A 22,869-nucleotide genomic window follows, 5' to 3' on the forward strand; every position below is an offset into this window, starting at 1 on the left:
TGGATCCTTATTGAATGTTCAGGCCGAGCTTTTTCAGCCGGACGAGGAAGTCCTGATGCACGCTGGCGAATGCGTCGCCGCCAGCGCTGATCTCGGCCAGCGGTGCCTGCGCCTCAAGGGCACGGGCCAGCCAGTATTCGATCCAGGCTTCGATCTGCAGGCGATTGCTCTCGCTCTCGGCGGCCACGGTCTTGACCATGGCATCGACCCAGCGGCTGCTCTCGGCGTACCACTGGCGCATGAACTCGGTGAGCATGCCGACGTCGCCGGCGCCTTCGGCACTCAGGGTCTCGTCGAACTTCTGGTACATCAGCGGGAACAGCAGGCCATCGCTGACCAGGTTCTGCGCCAGGGTCAGCTCGAACCAGTCCTTGACCACGAAGCTGTCCTCGACGTAACGGCGCAGGCCCTGCCAGACCGGGTCGTCGAGCCACAGCTGCTTGCCCTGCACCAGCGCCTCGGTGCCGCCGTTGTCGAGCAGCAGGCCGATGCGTGACAGGTACTGGGCTATCCCCAAGCGGTCCATGGCGGTGTAGATGTGCATCTGCACCACGGTGGTGGCGCAGCCATCGGCGGCGATGCCGCTGTTATTGGTGTTGGCACCCAGCTCGGCGTGGCGCAGCGGCACCAGTGCTCGGAGGATGCGTGCGCGCTGCTCGTCGCTCAGGCGTCCCAGCAGCTCGCGCTTCTCGCAGAAGGCGTACTCGTGCTCGGTGGTTTCCTGCATGCGCGCACGGGTCTGTACATAGGTGCCGTAGTAGTACTGACGCGGGTCGCTGACCGCATACCAGTCGCGCATCACCAGGCAGGTGCGGGTGACATCGTTGAGCAGCTTGTCCGGCTGCCACTGCGGGCGGTAATGGAAATTGATCGTGGCCGCGACGTCGTAGCTGGCTTCCTGATAGCGACTGGCCGGCTTGTCACCGAAGCGCCTGCGGATATGGCTGAAGGTCTGGCGGATCGGTTCCACCGTGCTTGTCTTGATCTCTATGCTCATCTCGACCGTACCTATTGTTGTTGTGGGTGGCTGCCATGGGCAGGCGTTCAGTCGTGCTTGCCCGGCATGCGGCGACCGGCTTCACCGAAGCGCCACTTGACCATGTCGTCGTCGACTGCCTGGGCCATCGCCTGATCCATCACCACCACGCGGTTGTGTTGGCAGAACTGGGTGAACGCGGCTTGCGGCAGCACCAGCTCGACGAACAAGTCGGGGTAGCCGATGGCGAAGTCGAACTCAACGAAGCGGGCACCCGGCTCGCTGCGTACCCGGATGTAACGTGGCAGGTCTTCAAAACGGGGTTCAAGCGTGTTCATGTTCTGGCCATCTCCCTTGGTGGCGGGTGACAGGCCTAACGCAACGGCTGTGCCAACGCCTGAGAAAAACTTATAAACAATTGATTTATATAGGCTTATATAAATTTTTAGGCGACAAAAGGCACACCGCTCAGCGCAGAGCGATCAAGCCGATACGGGTTTTTTTGATGATTTGATCAAACGCCCCAGGCCGGCTTGAGCAAATGCTCAGCCAGCGAAAATGGGCGTGCAGGCGGGCGGGGCAGGCGACGCCAATTTCATCAATTGGTTGACTTCCAAGTGCGCACGGATCTGGATATGGTGACTGCCGATTTGAGCTGCGAGGCGTTTTGCCAGCACTTGACCGCCAACCACCCAGACCCTTCCATTGACGGAAATTGCAGGGAAAAGCAGGTTTACAGCAGGTAAATTCAGCTATCTTTATTGACTGAGTAAATACCCTGGCAACCGGTCAGAGGTGGTTCTCCCCTTACAAAAATAATCAGGGGTCCTATTGCCATGGCAATCAGGTACAAGCCACAACTGCAGCACTCGGACTTTCAGGATCTGAGCAAACAGATCCGTTTTCAAAGCATGGAAGGCAAAATCTGGTTCGGCGAACAACGCATGTTGCTGATGCAGGTTTCCGCCATGGGCAGCTTTCGCCGCGAGCTGGTGAGCATCCTCGGCATCGAACGGGCCAAGGGCTTCTTCCTGCGTTTGGGCTACCAGTCCGGCCTGCGCGATGCCGAGTTGGCGCGCAAGCTGCGTCCACATTGCAGCGAGCTGGATATCTTCCTTGCCGGCCCGCAGCTGCACTCGCTCAAGGGGCTGGTCAAGGCGATTCCTACCGAGCTGGATATCGACATCGAAACCGGGCGTTTCTACGTCGAGGTGGAGTGGGTCGACTCCTTCGAGGTGGAGATCTGCCAGAGCGAACTGGGGCCGATGGACGAGCCGGTGTGCTGGACCCTGCTCGGCTATGCCTGCAGCTACTCCTCCTCGTTCATGGGCCGCGAGGTGATCTTCAAGGAGATCACCTGCCGCGGCCGCGGCGACGACAAGTGCCGGATCGTCGGCAAGCTGGCAGAAGAGTGGGACGACGCCGAGGCGTTCAAGGCGTATTTCAAGAACGACCCGATCATCGAAGAACTGTACGAGTTGCAGTCGCAACTGGCCTCGCTGCGCACCAGCCTGCAACGCCAGGAAGGCCAGTATTACGGCATCGGTCAGTCCCAGGCCTACACCAAGGTCTGCCAGATGATCGACAAGGCCGCCAAGGGCAAGGTCTCGGTGCTGTTGCTTGGCGAAAGCGGGGTGGGCAAGGAGGTGATTGCGCGCAGCGTGCACCTGCGCAGCGCCCGCGCCGAACAGCCATTCGTGGCGATAAACTGCGCCGCCATTCCCCCGGACCTGATCGAGGCCGAGCTATTCGGCGTGGAAAAGGGTGCCTTCACCGGCGCGCTGCAGTCGCGCATGGGCCGTTTCGAGCGGGCCAACCAGGGCACCATCTTTCTCGACGAAGTGGTTGAACTGAGCACGCGCGCCCAAGCCACTCTGCTGCGCGTGCTGCAGGAAGGCGAACTGGAGCGGGTCGGTGACAACCGTACGCGCAAGGTCGACGTGCGGGTAATCGCCGCCACCAACGAAAGCCTCAGCGAGGCGGTCAAGACGGGCAAGTTCCGCGCCGACCTGTTCTACCGGCTCAATGTGTTCCCGGTCAGCATCCCGCCCCTGCGCGAACGCCTGGAGGATATCCCGCTGCTGGTCGAGCACTTCCTCAAGCGCTTCCACAGCGAATACAACAAGAAGACCCTGGGCCTTTCCGACCTGGCCATGGAGGCCTGCATGCACTACCCCTGGCCGGGCAATATCCGCGAACTGGAGAACGTCATCGAGCGCGGCATCATCCTTACCGATAGCAACGAGAGCATCAGCTTCGAGTCGCTGTTCCCGCAGTTGCAGCTGGAAGAATTGCTCGAGAGCCGGTTGTCCAGTGAAGGCACCTTGCTGCAGCCGACCGCCGAGCAGAGCTGGACCGAACAGGTGCTGGGCACGGGCCTGAGTCTGGACGCCATCGAAGAACAGTTGATGCGCGAAGCCATGCAGCGCGCAAGCAACAACGTCTCCGGCGCCGCGCGCATCCTCGGCCTGACCCGCCCGGCCCTGGCCTACCGGCTGAAGAAGATCGGCATCGAGGTCTGAGCGCCTGTGCAAAGGCGCCGACCTGCTGCTTGGCGCCTTTGTAGGATGTGGCGGGCCGCGTAGGCTTGAGCGAAGCGATACTCATCGGGCGGTTTATGCCTGTACCCGTTGGCTGGGCGAATATCGATGATGGGTTACGGCGCGCGTGTTCTGCTGGCAGCAGGTCAATGTGCGGGCGCCTAACCGCATCCTACAAAAGCGCCGCCCGGCCCGCCCATCGGCTTGCCGCCCACCTAGCCGGGACGCCGGCTTTACCAAATGGATAAAACCCCGGGCGATTTGACTATTTGCTCAAAGGCAGCGCGTCCCGCCGCGTTGCAATTGCGCCCTGAATAATCTTCACGAAACCTAAAAATCGATAGGTTTCAACAGCTTGTAAATCAATACAGGAGACTGGCACAAGCGTTGCTCTAGGGTTCACCAACCGCTGCAAGACAAAAACAATCCAAGTGGTGACCCGTAATGAGCTTCACTTCCACGCCGCGTAACGGCCTGACCTGCGCTACTGCCTCTCCACGTCTACCTCGCTGCACGCTCGCCCTGATTCTGCTGCCCGTACTGCTGGCCGGTTGCGAGGCCGAACTGAACCTGGCGGCGGTCGGCGAGGCAACCCGCCACGCCAGCCTGCGCACCGATCATTACCAGGCATTAGCCAGCAACGCGACAGTCAGCGTGCTGGTCGGCAACGACGGGGTGATCCTGGTCAGCCAGGATCAGGGCCTCAACTGGCAGCGCCAGCAACTGCCGGGGCAACCCGGCCTGATCGATGTGGATGCCTGCCCGGACGGCAGTTTCATCGCCCTCGGCTTTGCTAATCAGCTGTGGCACAGCGCCGACCAGGGCCTGAGCTGGAATGCCCATACGCTGCCGACCCAGGAGCAGATGCTCACCGCAACCTGTGCACCCGACGGTGCCTGGTGGGCGGCCGGCAGCTTCACCACCCTGCTCAATAGTCAGGACCAAGGCGCCAACTGGGATGAAACCAGCCTGGACGAAGACGCCATGCTCACCACCCTGCAGTTCCTCGACGCACAGCAGGCGGTGGTCACCGGCGAATTCGGCCTGGTCTTCAGCAGCACCGATGGCGGCCAGAGCTGGCAGGCCAGCGGTCGTTTGCCGGAAGAGTTCTACCCGCACGCCAGCCACTTCGTCAGCCTGGATGAAGGCTGGGTCGGCGGCCTCAATGGCTTTATCTACCACACCCTCGACGCCGGCCAGAACTGGCAACGCCAGGACACCCCGTCCGCCGCACCGATCTTCAACTTCAGCGCCAACCGCGACGGTCTGTTCGCCATCGGCGATCACAGCAGCGTGCTGCGTCTGAGCGGCGAGCGCTGGCAGGCATTGCCCACGCCGAATGCACCGGCTTACCTGCGCGCCGCCAACAGCAGCGATGACCATCGCCTGACCGTGGCTGGCGGCCGCGGCCTGCTGCTCAACCTCGATACCCGCCCGGCCCTGGCCGCCCAGGCTCAGTGAGGCTTTGACCATGTCCATGCATCGGTTCACCCATTTTTTCTACCTGGCCAAGATCTGGCTGTTTCGTAACCCGCGCCGGGTACTGGCGCTGATTGGCGCGCTAACCCTGTTCTTCGCCCTGCAGATCCCGGCGCTCAAGGTCTATACCGACTTCGCCGACCTGCTGCCGCAGGAACACCCCTATATCCAGCTGCACAACAGCATCAAGGACACCTTCGGCGGCGCCAATGTGCTGGTGATCGGCGTCGAGTTCGAGGACGGCGACCTGTTCAGTAACGCCAACCTGGCCACCCTCGACCGGGTCACCCAGGCGGTCGACAACCTACCGGGGGTCAACCACAACCTGGTCAGCAGCCTGACCCATCGCAACTCGCGCAAGATCTGGCTGACCGAGGTCGGCAGCATCAACTCCGAACCCTATTACCAGCCAGAATTCGGTCAGCTCGACGCCGCTCAACTGACCGCGATGAAGGCCGATGTGGTGGCCAACCCGCGGGTCTATGGGCCGCTGGTGTCGCCGGATCTCAAGGTGGCGCTGGTCAAGGCGCAGCTGATCGAGGGCCAGCTCGACTACGAGCAGACCTTCGCTCAGCTGCAGGCCCTGCGCCAGGCGGAAGTGCGCGACGGCGTCAAGCTGTACGCCACCGGTCAGCCGGTGCTGGTCGGCTGGGCCTACACCTACATGGAGCAGATCCTGCAGATCTTCGTGTTCACCGTGTTGGCCATGCTGGCCCTGCTGGTGTTCCATTTCCGCAAGGCCTACGGCGTGCTGATCCCGCTCGGCGGGGTGCTGATTTCGACCATCTGGGGCTTGGGCATCATCAGCCTGCTGGGCTACAACCTCGACCCGCTGGGCCTGGTGATTCCCTTCCTGATTGCCGCACGGGCCATGAGCCACGGCGTGCAGTTGGTGGAGCGCTACTACGCCGAGGTGCGCGAACGCGGCAACGGCCAGTTGGCCGCGCGCGCCACCTTCGACAGCCTGTTCCGCCCCGGCACCCTGGGCATCGCCTCGGACGCCATCGGCCTGGCGCTGATCGCCATCGGCTCGATCGCGCTGAACACCAAGCTGGGCATCTACGCTTCGCTGTGGGCAACTACGGTGATCTTCTCGGTACTGATCGGCGTGCCGCTGCTGCTGTCGATCCTGCCGCAACCGAAGAACCCCGAAATCAAGGAAACCTTCCTGCGCCATATCGGCGCCACCTGCGCCGCCACCGTGTCGCGTCCCGGTGCCGCGCGCAAGCTGCTGGGGCTGGCCGCTCTGGCGATGGTTGCCGGGCTGTGGGCATCGTCGCAGGTGCGCATCGGCGACTCCGAACCCGGCTCGCCAATCCTTTATCCCGAGCACGACTACAACCTGTCGTCCAAGGAAATCAACGACCGCTTCCCCGGTTCCGAGGAGTTGTACATCATTGCCGAGCACGCCGAGAACGGCGGCATCAAGCGGCCCGAAGTGCTCAAGGCGCTGCAGTCACTGCAGGCGCACATGCTGGGTGATCCGACGGTGGGCGGCAGCAAAGGCCTGCCGGACCTGGTCAAACAGGTCAATCGGCTGATGCATAACGACGACCCGCGCTGGTTCCAGATCCCCCATGACGCCGATTACGTCGGCGGGCTGATGTTCACCTACATGGCCTCCAGCCCGATCCCCGGCGCGCTGGACGAGTTCAACGATACCGACGACCGCATCGCCAACCTGGTGTTCTATTACAAGGATCGCCAGGGCGAGACCATCCGCCGCGCCATGCACATGGCCAAGCAGTGGATCGCCGAACACGGCGAGTCGGTACCGGGCCTGAGCATCCGCCTGGCTGGCGGCACCCTCGGCGTCGCTGCGGCGATGAACGAGTCGGCGTTCGAGACCAACCTTCTGGTACTGCCGTTGGTGTTCCTGTTTATCTTCGTCTTCGTCATGGTCTTCTACACCAGCTGGCATGCCGGCCTGATGATGCTGATGGCGATGCTCTTCGCCACCGTGTTGACCTATGCCTACATGGGCCTGGCCGGCATGAGTATCGACATCAACACGGTGCCGGTGATCGCCGTGGGTATCGGCGTCGGCATCGACTACTCCATTTATATGATGGATCGCATCCGCGAGGAGATGGTCAAGAGCGGCAACCTGTCCGCCGCGGTGCACCGCGCCATCGCCACCACTGGCATGGCGATTAGCTTCACCGCGCTGACCCTGATGGCCGGCATCGTCATGTGGGTGCTGCTCTCCGACCTGCGCTTCCAGGCCGACGCCGCCAAGTTGCTGTGCGTGATGATCGTGATCAACGGCATCGCCGCCATGCTGCTAGCCCCGGCCTGGGTGCTGGTGTTCAAGCCGCGCTTCATCACCGATGCCTACGTCGATGAGGACGGCGTGATCCATGCCGACCACGACGCCGAGCCGGTTACGCCAATTCCCACCGATCCGTTGCCGACTTCAGCGCAGTCGGGCGGCGGGCTGCTGTCCGAGGCGCGCCAACCGGCCTGAGCCGGCACGCACCAACAACCCACGTAAGAGGTTCTGCCATGCAGACAAGAATAAGAAAAAGCCTGAAACACTGGACCCTGGCCACGCTGGCGGGGGCAGGTTGCAGCCTGACCCCGCTGGCTGCGGTCATGGCCAACGAGGAGATGCAAGTCACTGGCTTCGTCGAGAACGCCACCTTCGCCCGTGACAGTGTCGGCCTGTCGAAATTCCGCAACACGCTGCAGGTCAACGCCGACCGCAAGTTCGGCGACCTCGGCCAGCTGAACTTCAAGAACACTGCGTTCCACGCCACCTTCCGTGGCACCTACGACGGCGTCTACGACCTCAATAGCAGTGAGTACGGCAGCGGCGCGGGGGGCGCCATCGAGCTGGAGAACAGCATTGCCGGCAACAGCGTGCCGCACGGTGGCGGCTTGACCGTGCCCGGCACCCTGCTCGGCTTCGACCAGGTGCGCAACCCCAACGAGGGCATGATTGTGCTTGGTGAGAACCTGCACAAAACCCGCGGCGGTGTGGCATTCGGCGTGCCGGTGCGGCCCTGCGACAAGGACAGCCGCGGCTGCATCGACAATTACCTGGATGCCAGCAGCGACGACCTGCGCTTCCCCGAATTCAACGAGCGCCTGGACTTCATTCGTGAGCTGTATGTCGACTTCGACAACGAGCTGCCTAACGGCGACATCCTCAGCTGGCGCCTGGGCAAGCAGCAGGTGATCTGGGGCCGCACGGATCTGTTCCGCGTGCTCGACGTGATCAACCCGGTCGACTATTCGCGCAACAACATCTATGACGAGCTGGAAGACATCCGCATCCCCATGTGGATCGCCAAGGCCGACTGGCGGATGGGCGCCGGCGAGCTGTTCGACGACCTCAACCTGTCGTTCGTGTGGAACTTCGACAAGTTCCGCCCGCACAACCTCGGCCAGTGCGGCGGGCCCAACTCGATTCTCGACGCGGCCTGCTTCTTCCGCGGCATGAACAACCTGTGGGAAAACGGCGGCACCGTGGCCAACTTCGCCAACGGCAACATCGCCACCGACTTCGGCCCCGGCCAGATCGGTATCCGCCAGGCGCACATGCCGTCCTGGAGCCTGTCCAACAGCCAGTTCGGGATCAAGCTGGAAGGCGTCTACGGCGACTTCGGCTTCAGCCTCAACGCCCTCACCTACCGCTCGCAACTGCCTTCGCTGCGCGGCGGCATCCCGGCGACCAATGCCTTCACCGGCGAGACCGCGGTGTGGCCAAGCCTGATCGCCTTCGACATCCACTTCCCGCGGGTCAACCTGATTGGCGGCTCGATGGACTACTACTCGCAGGCGATCGACACGGTGTTCCGCGTCGAAGTGGCGCACACCGAGGGCGAGGAGTTCGCCAACACTATGCAGTCGCGGCTGTTCTCCGAGTCCAACGTGACCCGCTACGTGATCGGTGCGGACAAGAACATCTTCATCCCGGCGCTCAACCCGGGCCGGGCGTTCCTGTTCTCGGCGCAATTGTTCGGCCAGCACATCCACGAGCACCAGGAGGAGAAACGCGCACTGGGCAAGGTCGGCATGCCGGACTGGGAGCAGAACTGGATCGGCACCCTGCTGGTCAAGGGCTGGTGGATGAACGATCGGCTCAGCCCGCAGTTGCTCGCCGCGCATGACTTCAAGGCCCAGGCCACCGCCATCGCCCCGAGCATCGAGTACCTGTTCAGCGACAACCTGAAGATCACCGCCGGCGCCAACATCAAGGTCGGTCGCGGCGCCCGCGAGTACGACGACTGCCGTACCTGCAACCCATGGGACCCCTTCACCAGCGCTGGCCAACCGGAAGGCATGAGCCTCGGCCTGTCCGGCTATGAACCCCTGGGTCGTTTCCGCGCTGGCCCGATCGGCATGGCGCAAAAGGAAGACGAACTGCAACTGACCCTGCGCTACAGCTTCTGATCACCACGAGGAACGGACAACATGCACAAGAACACTATCTTCCGCCTGACCGCGCTGACCCTCGCCCTGACTGCGGGGCAGGCCATGGCTGCCGCTGAGTCGGTGATCGAGAAATCCTTCTACCCCTACAAAGGCGAAACGCCCAAGGCCGCCGGCCTGAGCGCCGGCCTGACCATCAACCAGGCCAACGTCGCCCAGTTCAAGGACATCATCGATCCGGCCTTCTACGGCTTTATCGAGAAGGGCTGGCTGGAGATGCAGGTTGGCGACACCACCTCCTTCGACCTGCACCCCAACTATGTCGAGGCCAGCCGTCAGGGCCAGGACCAGGTCAAGCTCGGCGCCAAGCCCGGCCAGATCGAAGGCTGGGTCGCCGGCCGGCCCTTCCCCCAGGAGCCGGACGCCAATGACCCGCGCGCTGGCGAAAAGCTGGCCTGGAACTACAAGTACGGCTACAACTGGGGCGACAGTGCGGCCATCTCGCCGTTCTACTGGAAGTACCGCGACATGGACTCGGCCAAGGTCGAGCGCACCATCAAGTTTGACTTCCACTTTCTCAACTTCACCGGCCGGGTCAACCAGCCGCCGCTGCCGGCGATCACGCCGAACCCCTCGCAGCTGTTTCGCGGCATCTACGTCAAGGTTCTCGAACCCTATGACGTGCGCAACACCCAGCTGCTGATTCACCGCGCCCAGGACGACCTCAAACGCGACAACTCTTGGCTCTACCTCGGCTTCCAGCGCCGCGTGCGCCGTCTGGCCACCGGCCAGGTGACCGACGCCTTCCTCGGCTCGGACCTGATGATCGAGGACTTCGAGGGTTACAACGGGCGCATCTCCGACATGAACTGGAGCTACAAGGGCACCAAGTTCCTGTTGATGCCCTTCTACAACCACAACGACCTGACCCTGGACAGCGAAACCCACAAGGACAACGACGGCTACCAGGTCGTAGCCTTCGCCGGCCAGGGCGGCTGTTTCCCCAACATCACCTGGCAACTGCGCAAGGTCTACGAGGTCGAGTCGGCCCCGGTTGAAGGCAGCCACCCGCTGTCCAAGCGCGTGCACTACGTGGATGCGCAGACCTTCACCGTGCCACGCACCATTTCCTATGACCGCAAGGGCAGCCTGTGGAAGACCTTCACCATCGGCCAGGCCCACCCCGATCATCACCTGCCCAAGAACAAAGGCAGCGGTGTGTCGATTGACGACAGCTTCAGCATGATCGACGTACAGGCCATGCACTGCACCACCGGCCAGTTCAAGGGTCAGGTCGACCCGGCAATGAGCAAACCGGAAATGTTCAGCGTGCAGCACATGCGCGCTACTGGTAACTAAAACACCAGCCTGCAACCGCCCGGCAACACGCCGGGCGGTTCGCTCACTACCCACGAATTCAACCCAGGCTGCGCCCGCGCGGCACGGCAACCCTTGCCCGTGCATTCGCGGCCTGCCCAGACCGTCACAACGGATCGGATGCCATGCCCCACGCGCGCCAGACCGACCCAGTGCCAAGACACCGCGCAGGTGGCCCAGGCCATGCAGCAGGGCCAGCCACCGCCGGCAACTGCAGCGCGCACCCTCGACCTCGCCGACCAGGTCAGCAGGCAGCGCGAACTGATCGAGCCTATGCACGGGCACTGATGCCAGGGCGGCTGACAGTTCCGGACGGCAGGCGCGCTGCGTTCGGCTCGGCCGCGGCTCCAGCCAAACCGGGCCCTTCCCCGGTGCAGTTATCCACAACCGTAGGATGGATTGAGCCTGCGATACCCATCAGCTGGCACACCGGCTACGCACAGGGCGTAGGCGAAAGGCGACTTGCCGTTTAGCCGCCGAGTGCTTAAGGTCGAGCCACCTTTGCTGGCCCGGTGCCAGCCCCCGCGTCTGCCGTTACCAAAAGGATGTTTGGTATGCGTTGCACAACAGCCGAATGGCTCAGGCTTGTCATGCCGGCGCCCCGGCATAACGCCCTGCTTGGTCATTGTGCGCTGCGCTCGGCGTCTGCCAATGGGAAGCTGATCAGGCAGCACTTATCCGCGCCATATCGGTTGCGGGGAAATACGCGAGCGTGCAGTCGTCCACAGCTGACCGCCGTTACAGGTTATGGCTTGGACTGGAAATCGGGGCTAGGTATTGCCTTTTGCTTGGCACATGGCGCTACGTACGAAGGAAATAAGGGGTTGTTTTTGTCTGCACTATTCGTATGTCAGTCGTACGATAACGGAAAAGGCCAAAGATAAGACCTGACCCTTTGTTGCTTGATGCCTATCGTTTCAAGCGTTGCACACATACTATAAATTCAGGAAAGGTAGTTATTAGCCATAAATGAAATTTAAAGATGAATGGAGTCAGCTCATTAAGAGTATTGATGAAGTAAAATCAGAAAACGCAGATACAGAGTTTTCTAATAATCTGTTAGAGCTCCTTGTTGCAGGAGAGGATCATCGTTTCTGGTCACATTTTGGAGTTGATCCAATAGGTCTAATTAGAGCTTTTTGGAAAACTACATTCCATCACCGAAGACAAGGTGGCTCTACAATTGCGATGCAATTAGTTAGAACAATTACGGAGCGGTATGAGATCAGCCTGCAGCGTAAAGTTAAAGAGATTTATTTAGCTACTAGATTAACCTTGGTGCTCGAAAGAAAAGAAATATTAAAGCTCTATTTGAGTATTGCTTATTTTGGATGGAATATGCATGGAGTAAAACAAGCGTGCAAAGCATTAGGGTTAGATGAATGTGCGCTATCCAATTATGAGGCAGCCTTGATAATTGCTAGATTAAAATACCCAGAGCCAAGATTTGATAAAAAAAATAAGCTCAAAGCTATTGATTTTCGAGCTGGCCATATCCTTAACCGTTTTAATCAATTGCATTCTAAAGGGCACTATGGAACCATTTAAAGTATCAAGCCATTTAAAAGGGATGATATCTCCGTACCCAGAAGCAAAATTGATCTCAGAAGCTGCAAAACATGGCGGAGAATCAGCTAGACAAGCTATTGCAAGGCAGTGGTTGTCGGAGGGTATCCCATTCGCATTCAAGGAGTGCCCTGGGATTTATGAATCTATTCGTTCGTGGGTTGGTTCAAGACTCAATATTGACCCAAAAGAATTAAATGTCACAGGTAGTGCAAGGTTAGGGCAGTCATTAGCACCCCATAAAATGGGTAAGCCATTTGGAGATGATTCAGATTTAGATATCTTCATTATTTCTAATGAGCTTTTTGAGCACTTAAAAAGTGACTTTAATGAATGGTCTTATGATTTTGAAAGTGGAGCTATTAGAGCTTCAAATGATAGGGAGAATGGGTTTTGGATAGATAATTTACATAGAGGACCTAAAAATATTGCAAAAGGTTTTATAGACTCAAGTATAGTTCCAAATCATGATAAATATCATTATGTAAGAAGTATTGCTCAAACCATGTACCTTCTTAAAGAAAAGTTAGATATTACAGTCGATGCACCAAGATTCTGTCATGCCTCGGTTAGGTGTTATAAATCATGGTCAAGCTACGTACAGCAAATTTCTTTAGGCTTGCAGTAACAAGAGTATTAAGGGACAGACCACGATTATCCTGATCTCGTCTACTCTTCTGGCGTCATTTCATGGAAAAGGAGTTTCCATATGCCGCGTCGAGCACGTGTGCTGTTGGCGGGAGTCCCGTCGCACCTGATTCAGCGGGGGAACAATCATTCTGCCTGTTTCTTTGCTGAGGAAGATTACCTGTTCTATCTGGAGCACCTTGCGGATCAAGCAAGAAAGCATGACTGCGCGATCCATGCCTGGCGCCTGATGACCAACCATGTTCATCTGCTGCTTACCCCCGCCAAGCCGGAAAGTGCCGGGATGTTGATGAAGGGGCTTGGTCAGCGCTATGTGCTGGCCTGCTATCGATACATTGAGATGAACCCGGTGCGGGCTGAAATGGTCGAGCATCCGGCGCAATATCGTTGGGCGAGTTATCGAGTGCATGCCCCGGCTGAGCAATCCGCACCGATTTAGCAACATTCCGTGTACCAGGCGTTGGGCTGCGCTGCGTTCAACACCAACCTACCGATCGTGAGCTTTTTCGGCATCAGCTTGTCCCTGGCTTGGTCGTGCAAATTCGCTCAGCCAGCAACCGGGGCTATGAGTGTGGGCGCTAAAGGTGTGTGGCAGAGGAGGGGCGCGACCCACGGAAAACACCGTCTCTGAGGCTGGCGGTAAGCGCTGGCCCCTGACTCATTCGCGGCCTTGCCAATGCAGCAGACGGCCATCCGACACGGCGCTGTAGTAGAGCCCGGGGGTCTTGGCGAAGGCTACCGCCAGCACGGCGCGGCCACGGTTGCTGTAGAAGCTCTGGCGCGGTGCATGCCAGTGTTGCAGGCGCTGTGCGTCGCCCGTCGACCACAGGCTGCTGCTGCCGTCTGGACTGCCGGTCAGCAGTTCGCGGCCGTCGCTGCTAAAGCGTGCGGTGCTGATAGAGCCGCGCTCATGGCCGATTTCGGTGAGTTGCTGACCGTCACTCAGTTGCCAGATACGGCCTTTGCCGTGATAGCGGCCGGCGAACAGCAGGCGCTGGTCGTCGCTCAGGGCCAGGCTGCTGAGGCCGCTGGCGAAGCGCCAGGTCAGGCGCGCCTGGCCGCTGTCCATATCCCACAGTTGCACCACGCCGTCGTCGGCACCGGTTGCGCCAATACGGCCGTCGCGGCTGATGACCACGGCCTGCACCGTGCTGCCATGGCGGATGCGTGCCAGCGGTTGGCCCAGGCGGGTGTCCAGTAGCACCGCAGTGTGATCGCGCAGGCCGGCGAGAATGCGCTGGCCATCGTCGCTGACGGCCAGGGACTGGATGTGTCCGTCCAGCAGCCAACTGCCCAGCGGTTGTCCGCTCCCGCTGTCCCAGAGGGTTAGCTGACGGCCTTCGCCGGTGGCAGCAAAACGGCCGTTGGCGGCCAGTGCCGTGGCGCTCAACAAGGACAGGCCTTCGGCTTGGTGATTCCAGTCATACAAGCGTTTACGGTCGCTGAGCCGCCACAGACTGCCGCCATGGCGCACGCTGCCGACCAGCACGTGCTCGGCCTCGGCGTCAAAACTGACGCTGAATACCCCAGCCTGTTCGGTCAGGTTCCAGCTGGCGCTCGGTGGTTCGTTGCAGGCGCTCAGCAGCACCGTGCAGAGCAGAATGGTCAGGCGAAGGGGCATGGGCGATCCGTAACAATGAGTCTATTCATAAGCTAGCAGCACTGGGTCGGCAGTATCAGGGGAGTAATAGGAGGCAGGCCACGGTTTTTCGCCTTAGCCTGATCATTTAAGTGAAACCCTGGCACGTCCCCTGGCGATGCACGGTCAGGATTTCTTCTTGCCCAGGCTTTTCAGGCGTTGGCTGGCGCGCTGCACGGCGGCCATTTTTTCCGGGCGCTTCATGCGCTTCCATTGCTTGATCTCGGCCTTGCTGCGCCCGCAGCTCAGGCACAGGTCGCCGCTCAGCTGGCAGAGCGAAATGCACGGGTTTTCAATCTCCTTGGCCATGGCTTAGTGCTTGCTCGAACGCTGGCGCGCCAGGCGTTGTTGCCAGTTGCCGCCATCGACCCGCTGGCAGCTTTGTTCGTTGTCGAAGTGCACATGGGCTGCCGGGGTTTCGAGTGCAACCTCGGCGGCTTGCAAGGCCGCTGCGGTAAGGGCCTGCATCAGGCGATCCTGGCCTTTGGCGATGGCGGCGTCTTGCTCAGCCTGGCTGGCGAACACCCAGATCACTCGCAGGCTTGAGGGGAAGCGTTGGTAGTCGACGTCATGGGTCAGCCACTCGAAGCCGACAATCTCGGCCTTGGCTGCTTCGCAGGCATCGGTGAGGGTTGCGGCCAGCGTCCGTTCGATCCGGCTTTGCTCGCGCTTGGTCAGGCTCATGGGGCTCCTTGATGGTGTAGGGCGGCCGTGCAGGATAACGCCTGGCCAATGGGTTTATGCAGGTTGCTAAGCGGTGCGCCGCCAGCAACCTGCTGATCAGTCTGTCGCGTCCTGACCGGGCATACGCGCCTCAGTGCTCAGGCGTTCGACCAGCTCGGCCAGCGTCAGGCTGCCAAGGTTGTCGCCAGCGCGGCTGCGCAGGGTGACGCGGCCTTCGGCTTTTTCCTGTTCGCCGATGACCAGCAGGTAGGGCACTTTCTGCAGGGTGGCTTCGCGGATTTTGTAGCCGATTTTCTCGTTACGCAGATCCGCGCTGGCGCGCAGCCCGGCGCGCTTGAGGGCAGCGAGTACCTGGCGGGCGTAGTCGTTCTGGCCTTCGGAGATGGTTAGCACGGCCGTCTGTTGCGGCGCCAGCCACAGCGGGAACAGGCCGCTGTACTGCTCGATGAGGATGCCGGTAAAGCGCTCCAGCGAGCCGAACAATGCACGGTGCAGCATCACCGGGCGTTCGCGTTCGCCTTGCTCGTTGATGTAGCTGATGTCGAAGCGCTCCGGCAGGTTGAGGTCCACCTGCAGGGTGCCGCACTGCCAGTCGCGGCCGATCGCATCGCGCAGCACAAACTCCAGTTTCGGCCCGTAGAACGCGCCTTCGCCGGGGTTGAGCTGGTAGTCGATATTCATCCGTTGCAGTGCGCCGGACAGTGCGCCTTCCAGTTGATCCCAAGTGGCGTCGCTGCCGATCCGGTTAGCCGGGCGGGTGGAGAGTTTGACTGCTACCTTGTTGAAACCGAAGTCGCGGTAGATGGCGAACACCAGGGCGATGGTGTCGGCGCATTCCTGCTCCATCTGCGCGGCGGTGCAGAAGATGTGCGCGTCGTCCTGGGTGAAGTGGCGCACGCGCAGCAGGCCGTGCAGTGCGCCGGAGGGTTCGTAGCGGTGCACCTTGCCGAACTCGGCCATGCGCAGCGGCAGGTCGCGGTAGCTTTTCAGGCCACGGGCGTAGAGCGCCACCGCGCCGGGGCAGTTCATCGGTTTGAGGGCGAACACGCGCTCGTCTTCGGTGGTGGTGGTGAACATGGCCTCGCGGTAGTTAAACCAGTGCCCGGAGGTTTCCCACAGGCTGCGGTCCATCACGTCGGGTGTGTTGACCTCGACATAGCCGGCGGCGTCCTGCTGCTGGCGCATGTAATTGATCAGCTGCTGGAACAGCGTCCAGCCCTTGGGGTGCCAGAACACCGAGCCGGGGGCGCAGTCGTCGAAGTGGAACAGGTCTAGCTGAGCGCCGAGCTTGCGGTGGTCGCGCTTACCGGCTTCCTCCAGGCGAGTCAGGTAGGCCTTGAGTTCTTTCGGCGTGGCCCAGCAGGTGCCGTAGATGCGTTGCAGCGCGGCATTCTTGGCGTCGCCGCGCCAGTAGGCACCGGCCACTTTGGTCAGTTTGAACGCTTGCAGCAGGCCGGTGCGCGGGATGTGCGGGCCACGGCAAAGGTCTTCGAAGTCGCCCTGGCGGTACAGCGACAGCACCTCGCCTGCAGGAATGTCGCGGATCAGCTCGGCCTTGTAGTGCTCGCCCTGCGCCTCGAAATGGGCGATGGCTTCATCACGCGGCAGCTCGCGGCGGCTGACCGGCAGATCGGCGGCGGCCAGCTCCAACATGCGCGCTTCGATGCGTTCGAGATCGTCCGGGGTAAAGGGCCGCTCGAAGGCAAAGTCGTAGAAGAAGCCGTCCTCGATCACCGGGCCGATGGTCACCTGAGCGCTGGGGTACAGCTGCTTCACGGCCATGGCCAGCAGGTGCGCGCAGGAGTGGCGCAGCAGCGCCAGGCCGTCGCCGTCACGGGCGGTGATCAGGCTGAGTTGGGCGTCGTGTTCGATAAGCGCGCTGGTGTCCACCAGTTGGCCATCGAGGCGGCCGGCCAAGGCCGCTTTGGCCAGGCCGGGGCCGATATCGGCGGCGACGTCGGCCACGCTCAGCGGTTGGGAATAATGACGCTGGCTGCCGTCGGGCAGGGTGATGCTGGGCATGTCGGTTCTCTAATCAGGGTCGGTTAAATATGTAACGCGTAGGGTGGGTTAGATATGTAGGGTGGGTTAGCGGCGCTCAGGTGTGCTGGCGAAGTCACTGCGTCATTAGTGCGCCGCGTAACCCACCATTGCGGTTTATCGGTAGACCGCAATGGTGGGTTACGGCGCTTTGAGCATTGGTGTTGTTTGCATGATCGCGGTTCGCGCCTAACCCACCCTACAAAGCAGTCTTGTGCAGCTTCTGTCAGCCGCGCTGGTAGCGCAGCGGCAAGCCCTCGCAGTCGTCATGCACCTGACCGTTGTGCCAGGCCAGTTGGCCGGAGACGATGGTGGTGCGCACGGCATGGCGGAAGGCGCGGCCCTGGAAGGGCGTCCAGCCGCAGTGGGCGAGGATCGGGTCGGCTTCGACCGGGCGTGGCTCGGCCAGGGGTTCGATCAGCGTCAGATCGGCCCAGTAGCCTTCGCGCAGGTAGCCGCGCTGCTCGATGGCAAAGCGCTGCGCCACCGCATGGCTGGTTTTCTCGACCAATGTGGTCAGTGGCAGCAGGCCGTCGGCGACCAGTTCCAGCAGCGCGGGCAGGGCGTGTTGCACCAGCGGCAGGCCGGACGGGGCTTGCAGGTAAGGCCGCTGTTTTTCTTCCAGGGTGTGCGGGGCGTGGTCGGTGCCGATGATGTCCAACCGGCCACAGAGCAACGCTTGGCGCAGGGCATCGCGGTCGGCCTGGGTTTTGATCGCCGGGTTGCATTTGATCAGGTGGCCGAGCGCCGCGTAGTCGCGGTCATCAAAATACAGGTGGTGCGCGCAGACCTCGGCGGTGATCTGCTTGCCGGCCAGCGGGCCGGGCTGGAACAGGCTCAGTTCGCGGGCAGTGGTGATGTGCAGTACGTGCAACTGGGTGTCAAAGCGCTGCGCCAGGCTGACGGCGAGGCTGGAGGACTGGTAGCAAGCCTCGGCATCGCGAATCAGCGGGTGCTGGTCGGCCGGGATCGCCTCGGCATAGCGATTAAGCCACTGCAGTTCGCGTTCGTGGATGCGTGGGGTGTGTTCGCAGTGGGTGAGGATGATGGTCGGGCAATCGCGGAACAGGCGCTCCAGCGAGGGCAGGTCATCGACCAGCATGTTGCCGGTGCTGGCCCCCATAAACACTTTCACCGCGGCCACGCGGTTGGGGTCGAGCGCGGCGACGATGTCGAGGTTCTCGTGGCTGACGCCAAAGTGGAAACCGAAGTTGGCTTTCGAGCAGTTGGCGGCGCGCCGCTCTTTGGCTTCCAAGGCTTCGAGGTTTAGGGTCGGCGGGCTGGTGTTGGGCATGTCCATCACGCTGGTGATGCCGCCGGCCACCGCCGCCCGCGATTCCGTGGCAAAGCTGCCCTTGTGCGGCGCGCCGGGGTCACGGAAGTGCACCTGATCGTCGATCATCCCCGGCAGCAGAAACTGCCCGGCAGCGTCGATCTCAACCTCGGCGTTGAGGCCGTCGATGCTGCTGGCGATCTTCTCGATGCGGCCGTGGCGCACCAACAGGTCAGCCTCGTATTCGCGGCCTTCGTTGATCAGGCGCGCGTTGCGGATCAGCAGGTCAGTCATGGCGATGCTCCTCGTGACAGGGATGAGTGGGCGGCACCGGGTCGTAGCCGCCCGGATGCCAGGGGTGACAGCGCAACAAGCGGCGCAGGGCCAGCCAACTGCCGCGCAGCGCACCGTGGCGTTCCAGTGCTTCGACGGCGTAATGCGAACAGCTGGGGTGGAAGCGGCAGCGCGGCCCCAGTAACGGGCTGATCAGGTACTGGTAGAGCCGCACCAGGGCCAGTAGCAGGCGCTTCATTGCGCCACGCTGATCACGCACACCCGTTGATCGCGGATGGCGTTGTAGAAACAGCTGGGCCGGCCGGTGTGACAGGCCGGGCCCTGTTGTTCGACCTTGAGCAGAATGGCGTCGCCGTCGCAATCCAGGCGCGCTTCGAGCAGGCGCTGGTGATGGCCGCTGGTTTCGCCCTTGCGCCAGAGCTGCTGGCGCGAGCGTGACCAGTAGCAGACCTGGCCGCTGGCGAGGGTTTCTTCCAGCGCGGTGCGGTTGATCCAGGCCAGCATCAGCACCTCACCGCTGTCATGTTGCTGGGCGATGGCAGCAATCAGGCCGTCGGCATTCCAGGGTATGGCGTCCAGCACCTCGGCCAGCGGGCGGCTGTCGCCCAGCCCGGCCTGTTCCAGTTGCAGCCACAGGTTCATGGCTTGAGCGCGGCCAGCAGGGTGTCGAGGTTGTGCTTGAACATACCGAGGTAGGTGCTGGCCGGGCCTTCGCTGGCCAGTGCATCGGAGTACAGGGTGCCACCGACCTTGGCGCCGGCCTCGGCGGCGATTTGCTGGATCAGGCGCGGGTCGCGGATGTTTTCCACAAACACGGCTTTTACCCCGTCGGCGCGAATCTGCCGGATTAGCGCAGCCACCTCTGCGGCGGACGGTTCATCGGCTGTGCTCAAGCCCTGCGGTGCGATAAATTTCAGGCCGTAGGCCTGACCCAGGTAGGCGAAGGCGTCATGGCTGGTGATGATCGTGCGTTGCGCGGGAGGCAGTTGACCCAACCCGGCCTTGGCTTCGACGAGCAGGGCGCGGATTTCTGCCAGGTAAGCATCGCGGCGGGTGTTGTAGTAGGCGGCGTTGCTCGGGTCTGCTTTGCTCAATGCCTTGGCGATATTCTGCACATAGATCTCGGCATTGGCCAGGTTCTGCCAGGCGTGCGGGTCGGCTACCTGGTGGCCATCTTCATCGAGCATCAGCGGCAGTACCCCGGCGCTGGCGTCGAGCCGTGTACCTGGAGCATCGCTGCTGGCGATCAAGCGCGCGAGCCAGGGCTCGAATCCCAGGCCGTTGGCGATGATCAGGTCGGCGTTGAGCACGGCTTTGGCATCCGCGGCGCTGGGCTGGTAGACATGGGCGTCTGCGTCGGCACCGACCAGATTGCGAAGTTCGAGCTTATCTCCGGCTATCTGTTGGGTAATGTCGGCCAAAATGCTGAAGCTGGTAACGACGTTGAGTTTTTCTGCGGCGTTCAGGGACAGCGACGCGAACAGGGCGAGCAGGGCGATTGATACACGCATGGAACGTTCCTCAGGGTGAAGGTAATGGACGAGAGGTGCGCAGCAGGCCGTTGAGCGGCCCGAGCAGCACGGAAAGGGCGTAGACCAGGCCGGCCAGCAACACGATGCAGGGGCCGCTGGGCAAGTTGGCGTAGTAGGACAGCAACAGACCGAACCAGACGCAGACCGCGCCGGTCAGTGCGGCGAGCAACAGCAGGCTGGGCAGGTGGCGGCTCCAGAAACGTGCAGCCGCGGCCGGCAGCATCATCAGGCCGACCACCATCAGCGCGCCGATGGCCTGGAAGCCGATCACCAGATTGAGCACCACCAGGGTCAGGAACAGGCCGTAGGCCAGCGGGCCGAAGCGGCTGACGCTGGCGAGAAATAGCGGGTCGAGGCTGTCCAGCAGCAGCCAACGGTAGATTAGCGCCAGGACCAGCAGGCTGCCGAGCGACACCAGCAGCATGCCGTTGAGCGTGTTCTGGTCGACGGCCAATACCGAGCCGAACAGCAGGTGCAGCAGGTCCAGCTTGCGCCCGGCCAGGCCCAGTAGCAGTACGCCGCTGGCCAGAGAAATCGGGTAGATCGCTGCCAGGCTGGCATCTTCGCGCAGGCCGGTGCGGCGGGTGATCCAGGCGGCCAGACCGGCCATGCCCAGGCCTGCGACCAGGCCGCCGATGGTCAGGGCTGGCAGGCTCAGGCCGAACAGCCAGAAGCCGATTGCCGCACCGGGCAGGATGCCGTGGGCGATGGCGTCGCCGATCAGGCTCAGGCGGCGCAGGATCAGGAATACCCCCAGCGGCGCGGCGCTTAGCGCCAGCACCACGCCGCCGAGCAGGGCGCGGCGCATAAAGGCAAATTCGACGAAGGGCGCCCACAGCAGTTCCATGCTAGGCCACCTGTTCCAAGGACGGGCGCTGGCCAATCAGCTGGCGAATCGGCCCGTACAGGCAGGCACTGCGTGACAGTTGCAGGGCGTTCTCCAGGCGCTGACTCAGGCTGCTGAGGTCATGGCTGACCAGCAACTGGGTGCGACCCTCGGCCTGCCAACGCTGGATATGCTGCCAGAGCAAGATTTGACCATGATCGTCTAGCGCCGCTTCGGGCTCATCCAGCAGCAACACCCGGGCGTCGGTCAGGCTCAATCGCGCCAGCAGCGCGCGCTGCAGCTCGCCGCCGGACAGCGCTTGCAGCGACTGCTGCTGCAAGCCGTGCAAGCCCCAATCGTCGAGCACCTGGGCGAGGCGCGCCTGGCGTTGGCGGCGGTTTAGCGGGCTGCGCCAGAACCCGGTGCTGACCAGGCTTTGCAGGCTGATTGGAAACTGCCGGTCGAGGGCCTGCTGCTGTACCAGGTAGGCCACGCCGCCGAGGCGCGGAACGCTCAGCTCAACCCGTCCACGCAAGGGTTGTTGCAGACCGGCAATCACCTTGAGCAAGCTGCTTTTGCCACAACCGTTGCTACCGATCAGGCCGGTCAGGCTGCCGCTGGGCAGTAATAGGTCCAGTGGCGGGGTCAGCGGCTGGCCAGCTGGCCCCCATTGCAGGTGCTGGCAGTGGATCATGCCGGGCTCCAGTTCCAGCTGCTCGCGGCAACCGCATCGTGGGCGTGCAGGCTTTCCGCATGCACCACGCGCAGGCTGAAGGCGCTCAGTTCTGGCTGCAGCAACAGGGCGCTGTGCAAGCGCCGCGCGGCATCTTCGCAGAACATCAGGTTCTGCCCGTTGGCCAGCGCAAAGGCTTGCTCGTCGGCACGCTTGACCGCGGTCTGCACCGCGGTGCCAAGCGCCTGTTCGGCGCGGTCGATCAGCTCGATCAATGGCAGCTCAACGGCGTGCGCGCTCAGGCGCACTTGCAGGGTGGCGGTGCTGCGTTGGCTGTGTGGGGTGGCCAGAATGCCTTGGGTCGAGCCGAGCCAGCTCAGCAGTTGCTGATGGTCGAGCGGCTGGCCGGCGAAGTCCTCGATAAAGCGCTGCTGGATAAGCTGGCGAGCCAGCGCGGCGGAGCAGGGGCAGGTCGAGGAATACGCGACCTGAACCTGTAGTTCCACGTGGAACCCCGATGAATCCTGGCGTGCACGTACTTCGAAGGGGTAGGCCTTCCAGCCGGATAGCGGGCTGACCAGCGCCGGACGGCTGAGCAAGGCATCGCCGCGCAGGCTGATATGGGCCTGCTGCGACAGGCCTTGATGGCTGTCGAGAAATGCGTTCAGCAGTTGCTGTAATAACTGCGGCGTGAGGTTCTCGGCCTCCAGAACCTGCAGCGCCAGGTACAGGCGCGACATATGAATGCCGCGTGCGCCGCCATCATCCAGGCTGACCCCGGCTGCGGCACGGGCAGTGATTGGTTGCCCGGCAAAACGGATGGGCAGGGCGATTTCGGCCATGCCGACCCAATCCAGGGCTTGTTGGTAGTGCGTCGTTTGGGCAGCAATATCCGGCAAAGTCAGGGCGTTCATCAGAAATCCAGGGTGTGACTGAGGCGATAAA

22 protein-coding genes are annotated in these 22,869 nt (G+C 61.8%); 9 read left to right on the forward strand and 13 right to left on the reverse strand.

Going from position 1 to position 22,869, the window contains the following annotated elements; genetic code table 11:
• Positions 1-7: 7 nt before the first annotated feature.
• Both Q8K09_RS00710 and Q8K09_RS00715 read right to left on the reverse strand, forming a co-directional pair.
• Positions 8-997, reverse strand: coding sequence for an aromatic/alkene monooxygenase hydroxylase subunit beta (locus Q8K09_RS00710; RefSeq protein ID WP_305252991.1), 990 nt, complete (start codon positions 995-997; stop codon positions 8-10).
• Positions 998-1,044: 47 nt separating this feature from the next.
• Positions 1,045-1,314, reverse strand: coding sequence for a phenol hydroxylase subunit (locus Q8K09_RS00715; RefSeq protein ID WP_305252993.1), 270 nt, complete (start codon positions 1,312-1,314; stop codon positions 1,045-1,047).
• Positions 1,315-1,812: 498 nt separating this feature from the next.
• Between Q8K09_RS00715 and Q8K09_RS00720 the strand changes: the two genes are divergently transcribed.
• The 9 genes from Q8K09_RS00720 (at position 1,813) to Q8K09_RS00760 (ending at position 13,402) form a co-directional block, all read left to right on the forward strand.
• A complete protein-coding gene (locus Q8K09_RS00720) occupies positions 1,813-3,498 on the forward strand; it encodes a sigma-54-dependent Fis family transcriptional regulator (RefSeq protein WP_305252995.1) in 1,686 nt (561 codons plus the stop codon).
• A gap of 462 nt (positions 3,499-3,960) precedes the next feature.
• Positions 3,961-4,977, forward strand: coding sequence for a YCF48-related protein (locus Q8K09_RS00725; protein ID WP_305252997.1), 1,017 nt, complete (start codon positions 3,961-3,963; stop codon positions 4,975-4,977).
• A gap of 10 nt (positions 4,978-4,987) precedes the next feature.
• On the forward strand, positions 4,988-7,462 hold the full coding sequence (locus Q8K09_RS00730) for an RND family transporter (RefSeq protein WP_305252999.1): 2,475 nt from the start codon (positions 4,988-4,990) through the stop codon (positions 7,460-7,462).
• A gap of 38 nt (positions 7,463-7,500) precedes the next feature.
• The gene (locus Q8K09_RS00735; protein ID WP_305253000.1) at positions 7,501-9,393 is read left to right on the forward strand and encodes a DUF1302 family protein; all 1,893 of its coding nucleotides are present in this window, start codon (positions 7,501-7,503) and stop codon (positions 9,391-9,393) included.
• A 21-nt stretch (positions 9,394-9,414) separates the two neighbouring features.
• Positions 9,415-10,731, forward strand: coding sequence for a DUF1329 domain-containing protein (locus Q8K09_RS00740; RefSeq protein WP_305253001.1), 1,317 nt, complete (start codon positions 9,415-9,417; stop codon positions 10,729-10,731).
• A gap of 138 nt (positions 10,732-10,869) precedes the next feature.
• Positions 10,870-11,037: a hypothetical protein gene (locus Q8K09_RS00745; protein WP_305253003.1), complete on the forward strand. Its 168-nt coding sequence runs from the start codon at positions 10,870-10,872 to the stop codon at positions 11,035-11,037.
• Between the two features lie 681 nt (positions 11,038-11,718).
• The gene (locus Q8K09_RS00750; protein ID WP_305253005.1) at positions 11,719-12,297 is read left to right on the forward strand and encodes a biosynthetic peptidoglycan transglycosylase; all 579 of its coding nucleotides are present in this window, start codon (positions 11,719-11,721) and stop codon (positions 12,295-12,297) included.
• A complete protein-coding gene (locus Q8K09_RS00755; RefSeq protein ID WP_305253007.1) occupies positions 12,284-12,943 on the forward strand; it encodes a hypothetical protein in 660 nt (219 codons plus the stop codon). Before Q8K09_RS00750 ends, Q8K09_RS00755 begins: the two co-directional genes overlap by 14 nt.
• An 81-nt stretch (positions 12,944-13,024) precedes the next feature.
• The gene (locus Q8K09_RS00760; protein WP_305253008.1) at positions 13,025-13,402 is read left to right on the forward strand and encodes a transposase; all 378 of its coding nucleotides are present in this window, start codon (positions 13,025-13,027) and stop codon (positions 13,400-13,402) included.
• A gap of 219 nt (positions 13,403-13,621) precedes the next feature.
• On the opposite strand, the gene Q8K09_RS00765 is transcribed toward Q8K09_RS00760, so the two are convergent.
• The 11 genes from Q8K09_RS00765 to folE2 form a co-directional block, all read right to left on the reverse strand.
• Positions 13,622-14,584 (reverse strand): WD40 repeat domain-containing protein, encoded by a 963-nt coding sequence (locus Q8K09_RS00765; RefSeq protein ID WP_305253009.1) that lies wholly within the window; start codon positions 14,582-14,584, stop codon positions 13,622-13,624.
• A gap of 144 nt (positions 14,585-14,728) precedes the next feature.
• A complete protein-coding gene (locus tag Q8K09_RS00770; protein WP_305253010.1) occupies positions 14,729-14,911 on the reverse strand; it encodes a DUF1289 domain-containing protein in 183 nt (60 codons plus the stop codon).
• A gap of 3 nt (positions 14,912-14,914) precedes the next feature.
• Positions 14,915-15,286, reverse strand: coding sequence for a hypothetical protein (locus tag Q8K09_RS00775; protein ID WP_305253012.1), 372 nt, complete (start codon positions 15,284-15,286; stop codon positions 14,915-14,917).
• Between the two features lie 96 nt (positions 15,287-15,382).
• The gene (gene thrS / locus Q8K09_RS00780) at positions 15,383-17,308 is read right to left on the reverse strand and encodes a threonine--tRNA ligase (RefSeq protein WP_305253014.1); all 1,926 of its coding nucleotides are present in this window, start codon (positions 17,306-17,308) and stop codon (positions 15,383-15,385) included.
• A gap of 244 nt (positions 17,309-17,552) precedes the next feature.
• On the reverse strand, positions 17,553-18,893 hold the full coding sequence (locus Q8K09_RS00785; protein ID WP_305253017.1) for a dihydroorotase: 1,341 nt from the start codon (positions 18,891-18,893) through the stop codon (positions 17,553-17,555).
• Positions 18,886-19,131: a membrane protein insertion efficiency factor YidD gene (yidD, locus tag Q8K09_RS00790; RefSeq protein ID WP_305253019.1), complete on the reverse strand. Its 246-nt coding sequence runs from the start codon at positions 19,129-19,131 to the stop codon at positions 18,886-18,888. The genes Q8K09_RS00785 and yidD overlap by 8 nt, the downstream gene beginning before the upstream one ends.
• Complete coding sequence (gene hisI / locus Q8K09_RS00795) at positions 19,128-19,535, reverse strand: phosphoribosyl-AMP cyclohydrolase (RefSeq protein ID WP_305253022.1); 408 nt, start codon at positions 19,533-19,535, stop codon at positions 19,128-19,130. The genes yidD and hisI overlap by 4 nt, the downstream gene beginning before the upstream one ends.
• A complete protein-coding gene (locus Q8K09_RS00800; protein WP_305253023.1) occupies positions 19,532-20,404 on the reverse strand; it encodes a metal ABC transporter substrate-binding protein in 873 nt (290 codons plus the stop codon). The genes hisI and Q8K09_RS00800 overlap by 4 nt, the downstream gene beginning before the upstream one ends.
• 10 nt (positions 20,405-20,414) lie before the next feature.
• A complete protein-coding gene (locus tag Q8K09_RS00805; RefSeq protein ID WP_305253024.1) occupies positions 20,415-21,272 on the reverse strand; it encodes a metal ABC transporter permease in 858 nt (285 codons plus the stop codon).
• 1 nt (position 21,273) lies between these two features.
• Entirely contained in the window at positions 21,274-21,945 is a 672-nt protein-coding gene (locus Q8K09_RS00810) for a metal ABC transporter ATP-binding protein (protein ID WP_305253026.1), read from the reverse strand.
• Complete coding sequence (gene folE2, locus Q8K09_RS00815; protein ID WP_305253027.1) at positions 21,942-22,838, reverse strand: GTP cyclohydrolase FolE2; 897 nt, start codon at positions 22,836-22,838, stop codon at positions 21,942-21,944. Before folE2 ends, Q8K09_RS00810 begins: the two co-directional genes overlap by 4 nt.
• Between the last annotated feature and the right edge of the window lie 31 nt (positions 22,839-22,869).

The organism is Pseudomonas sp. (assembly GCF_030683065.1).
Taxonomy (GTDB): Bacteria; Pseudomonadota; Gammaproteobacteria; order Pseudomonadales; family Pseudomonadaceae; genus Aquipseudomonas.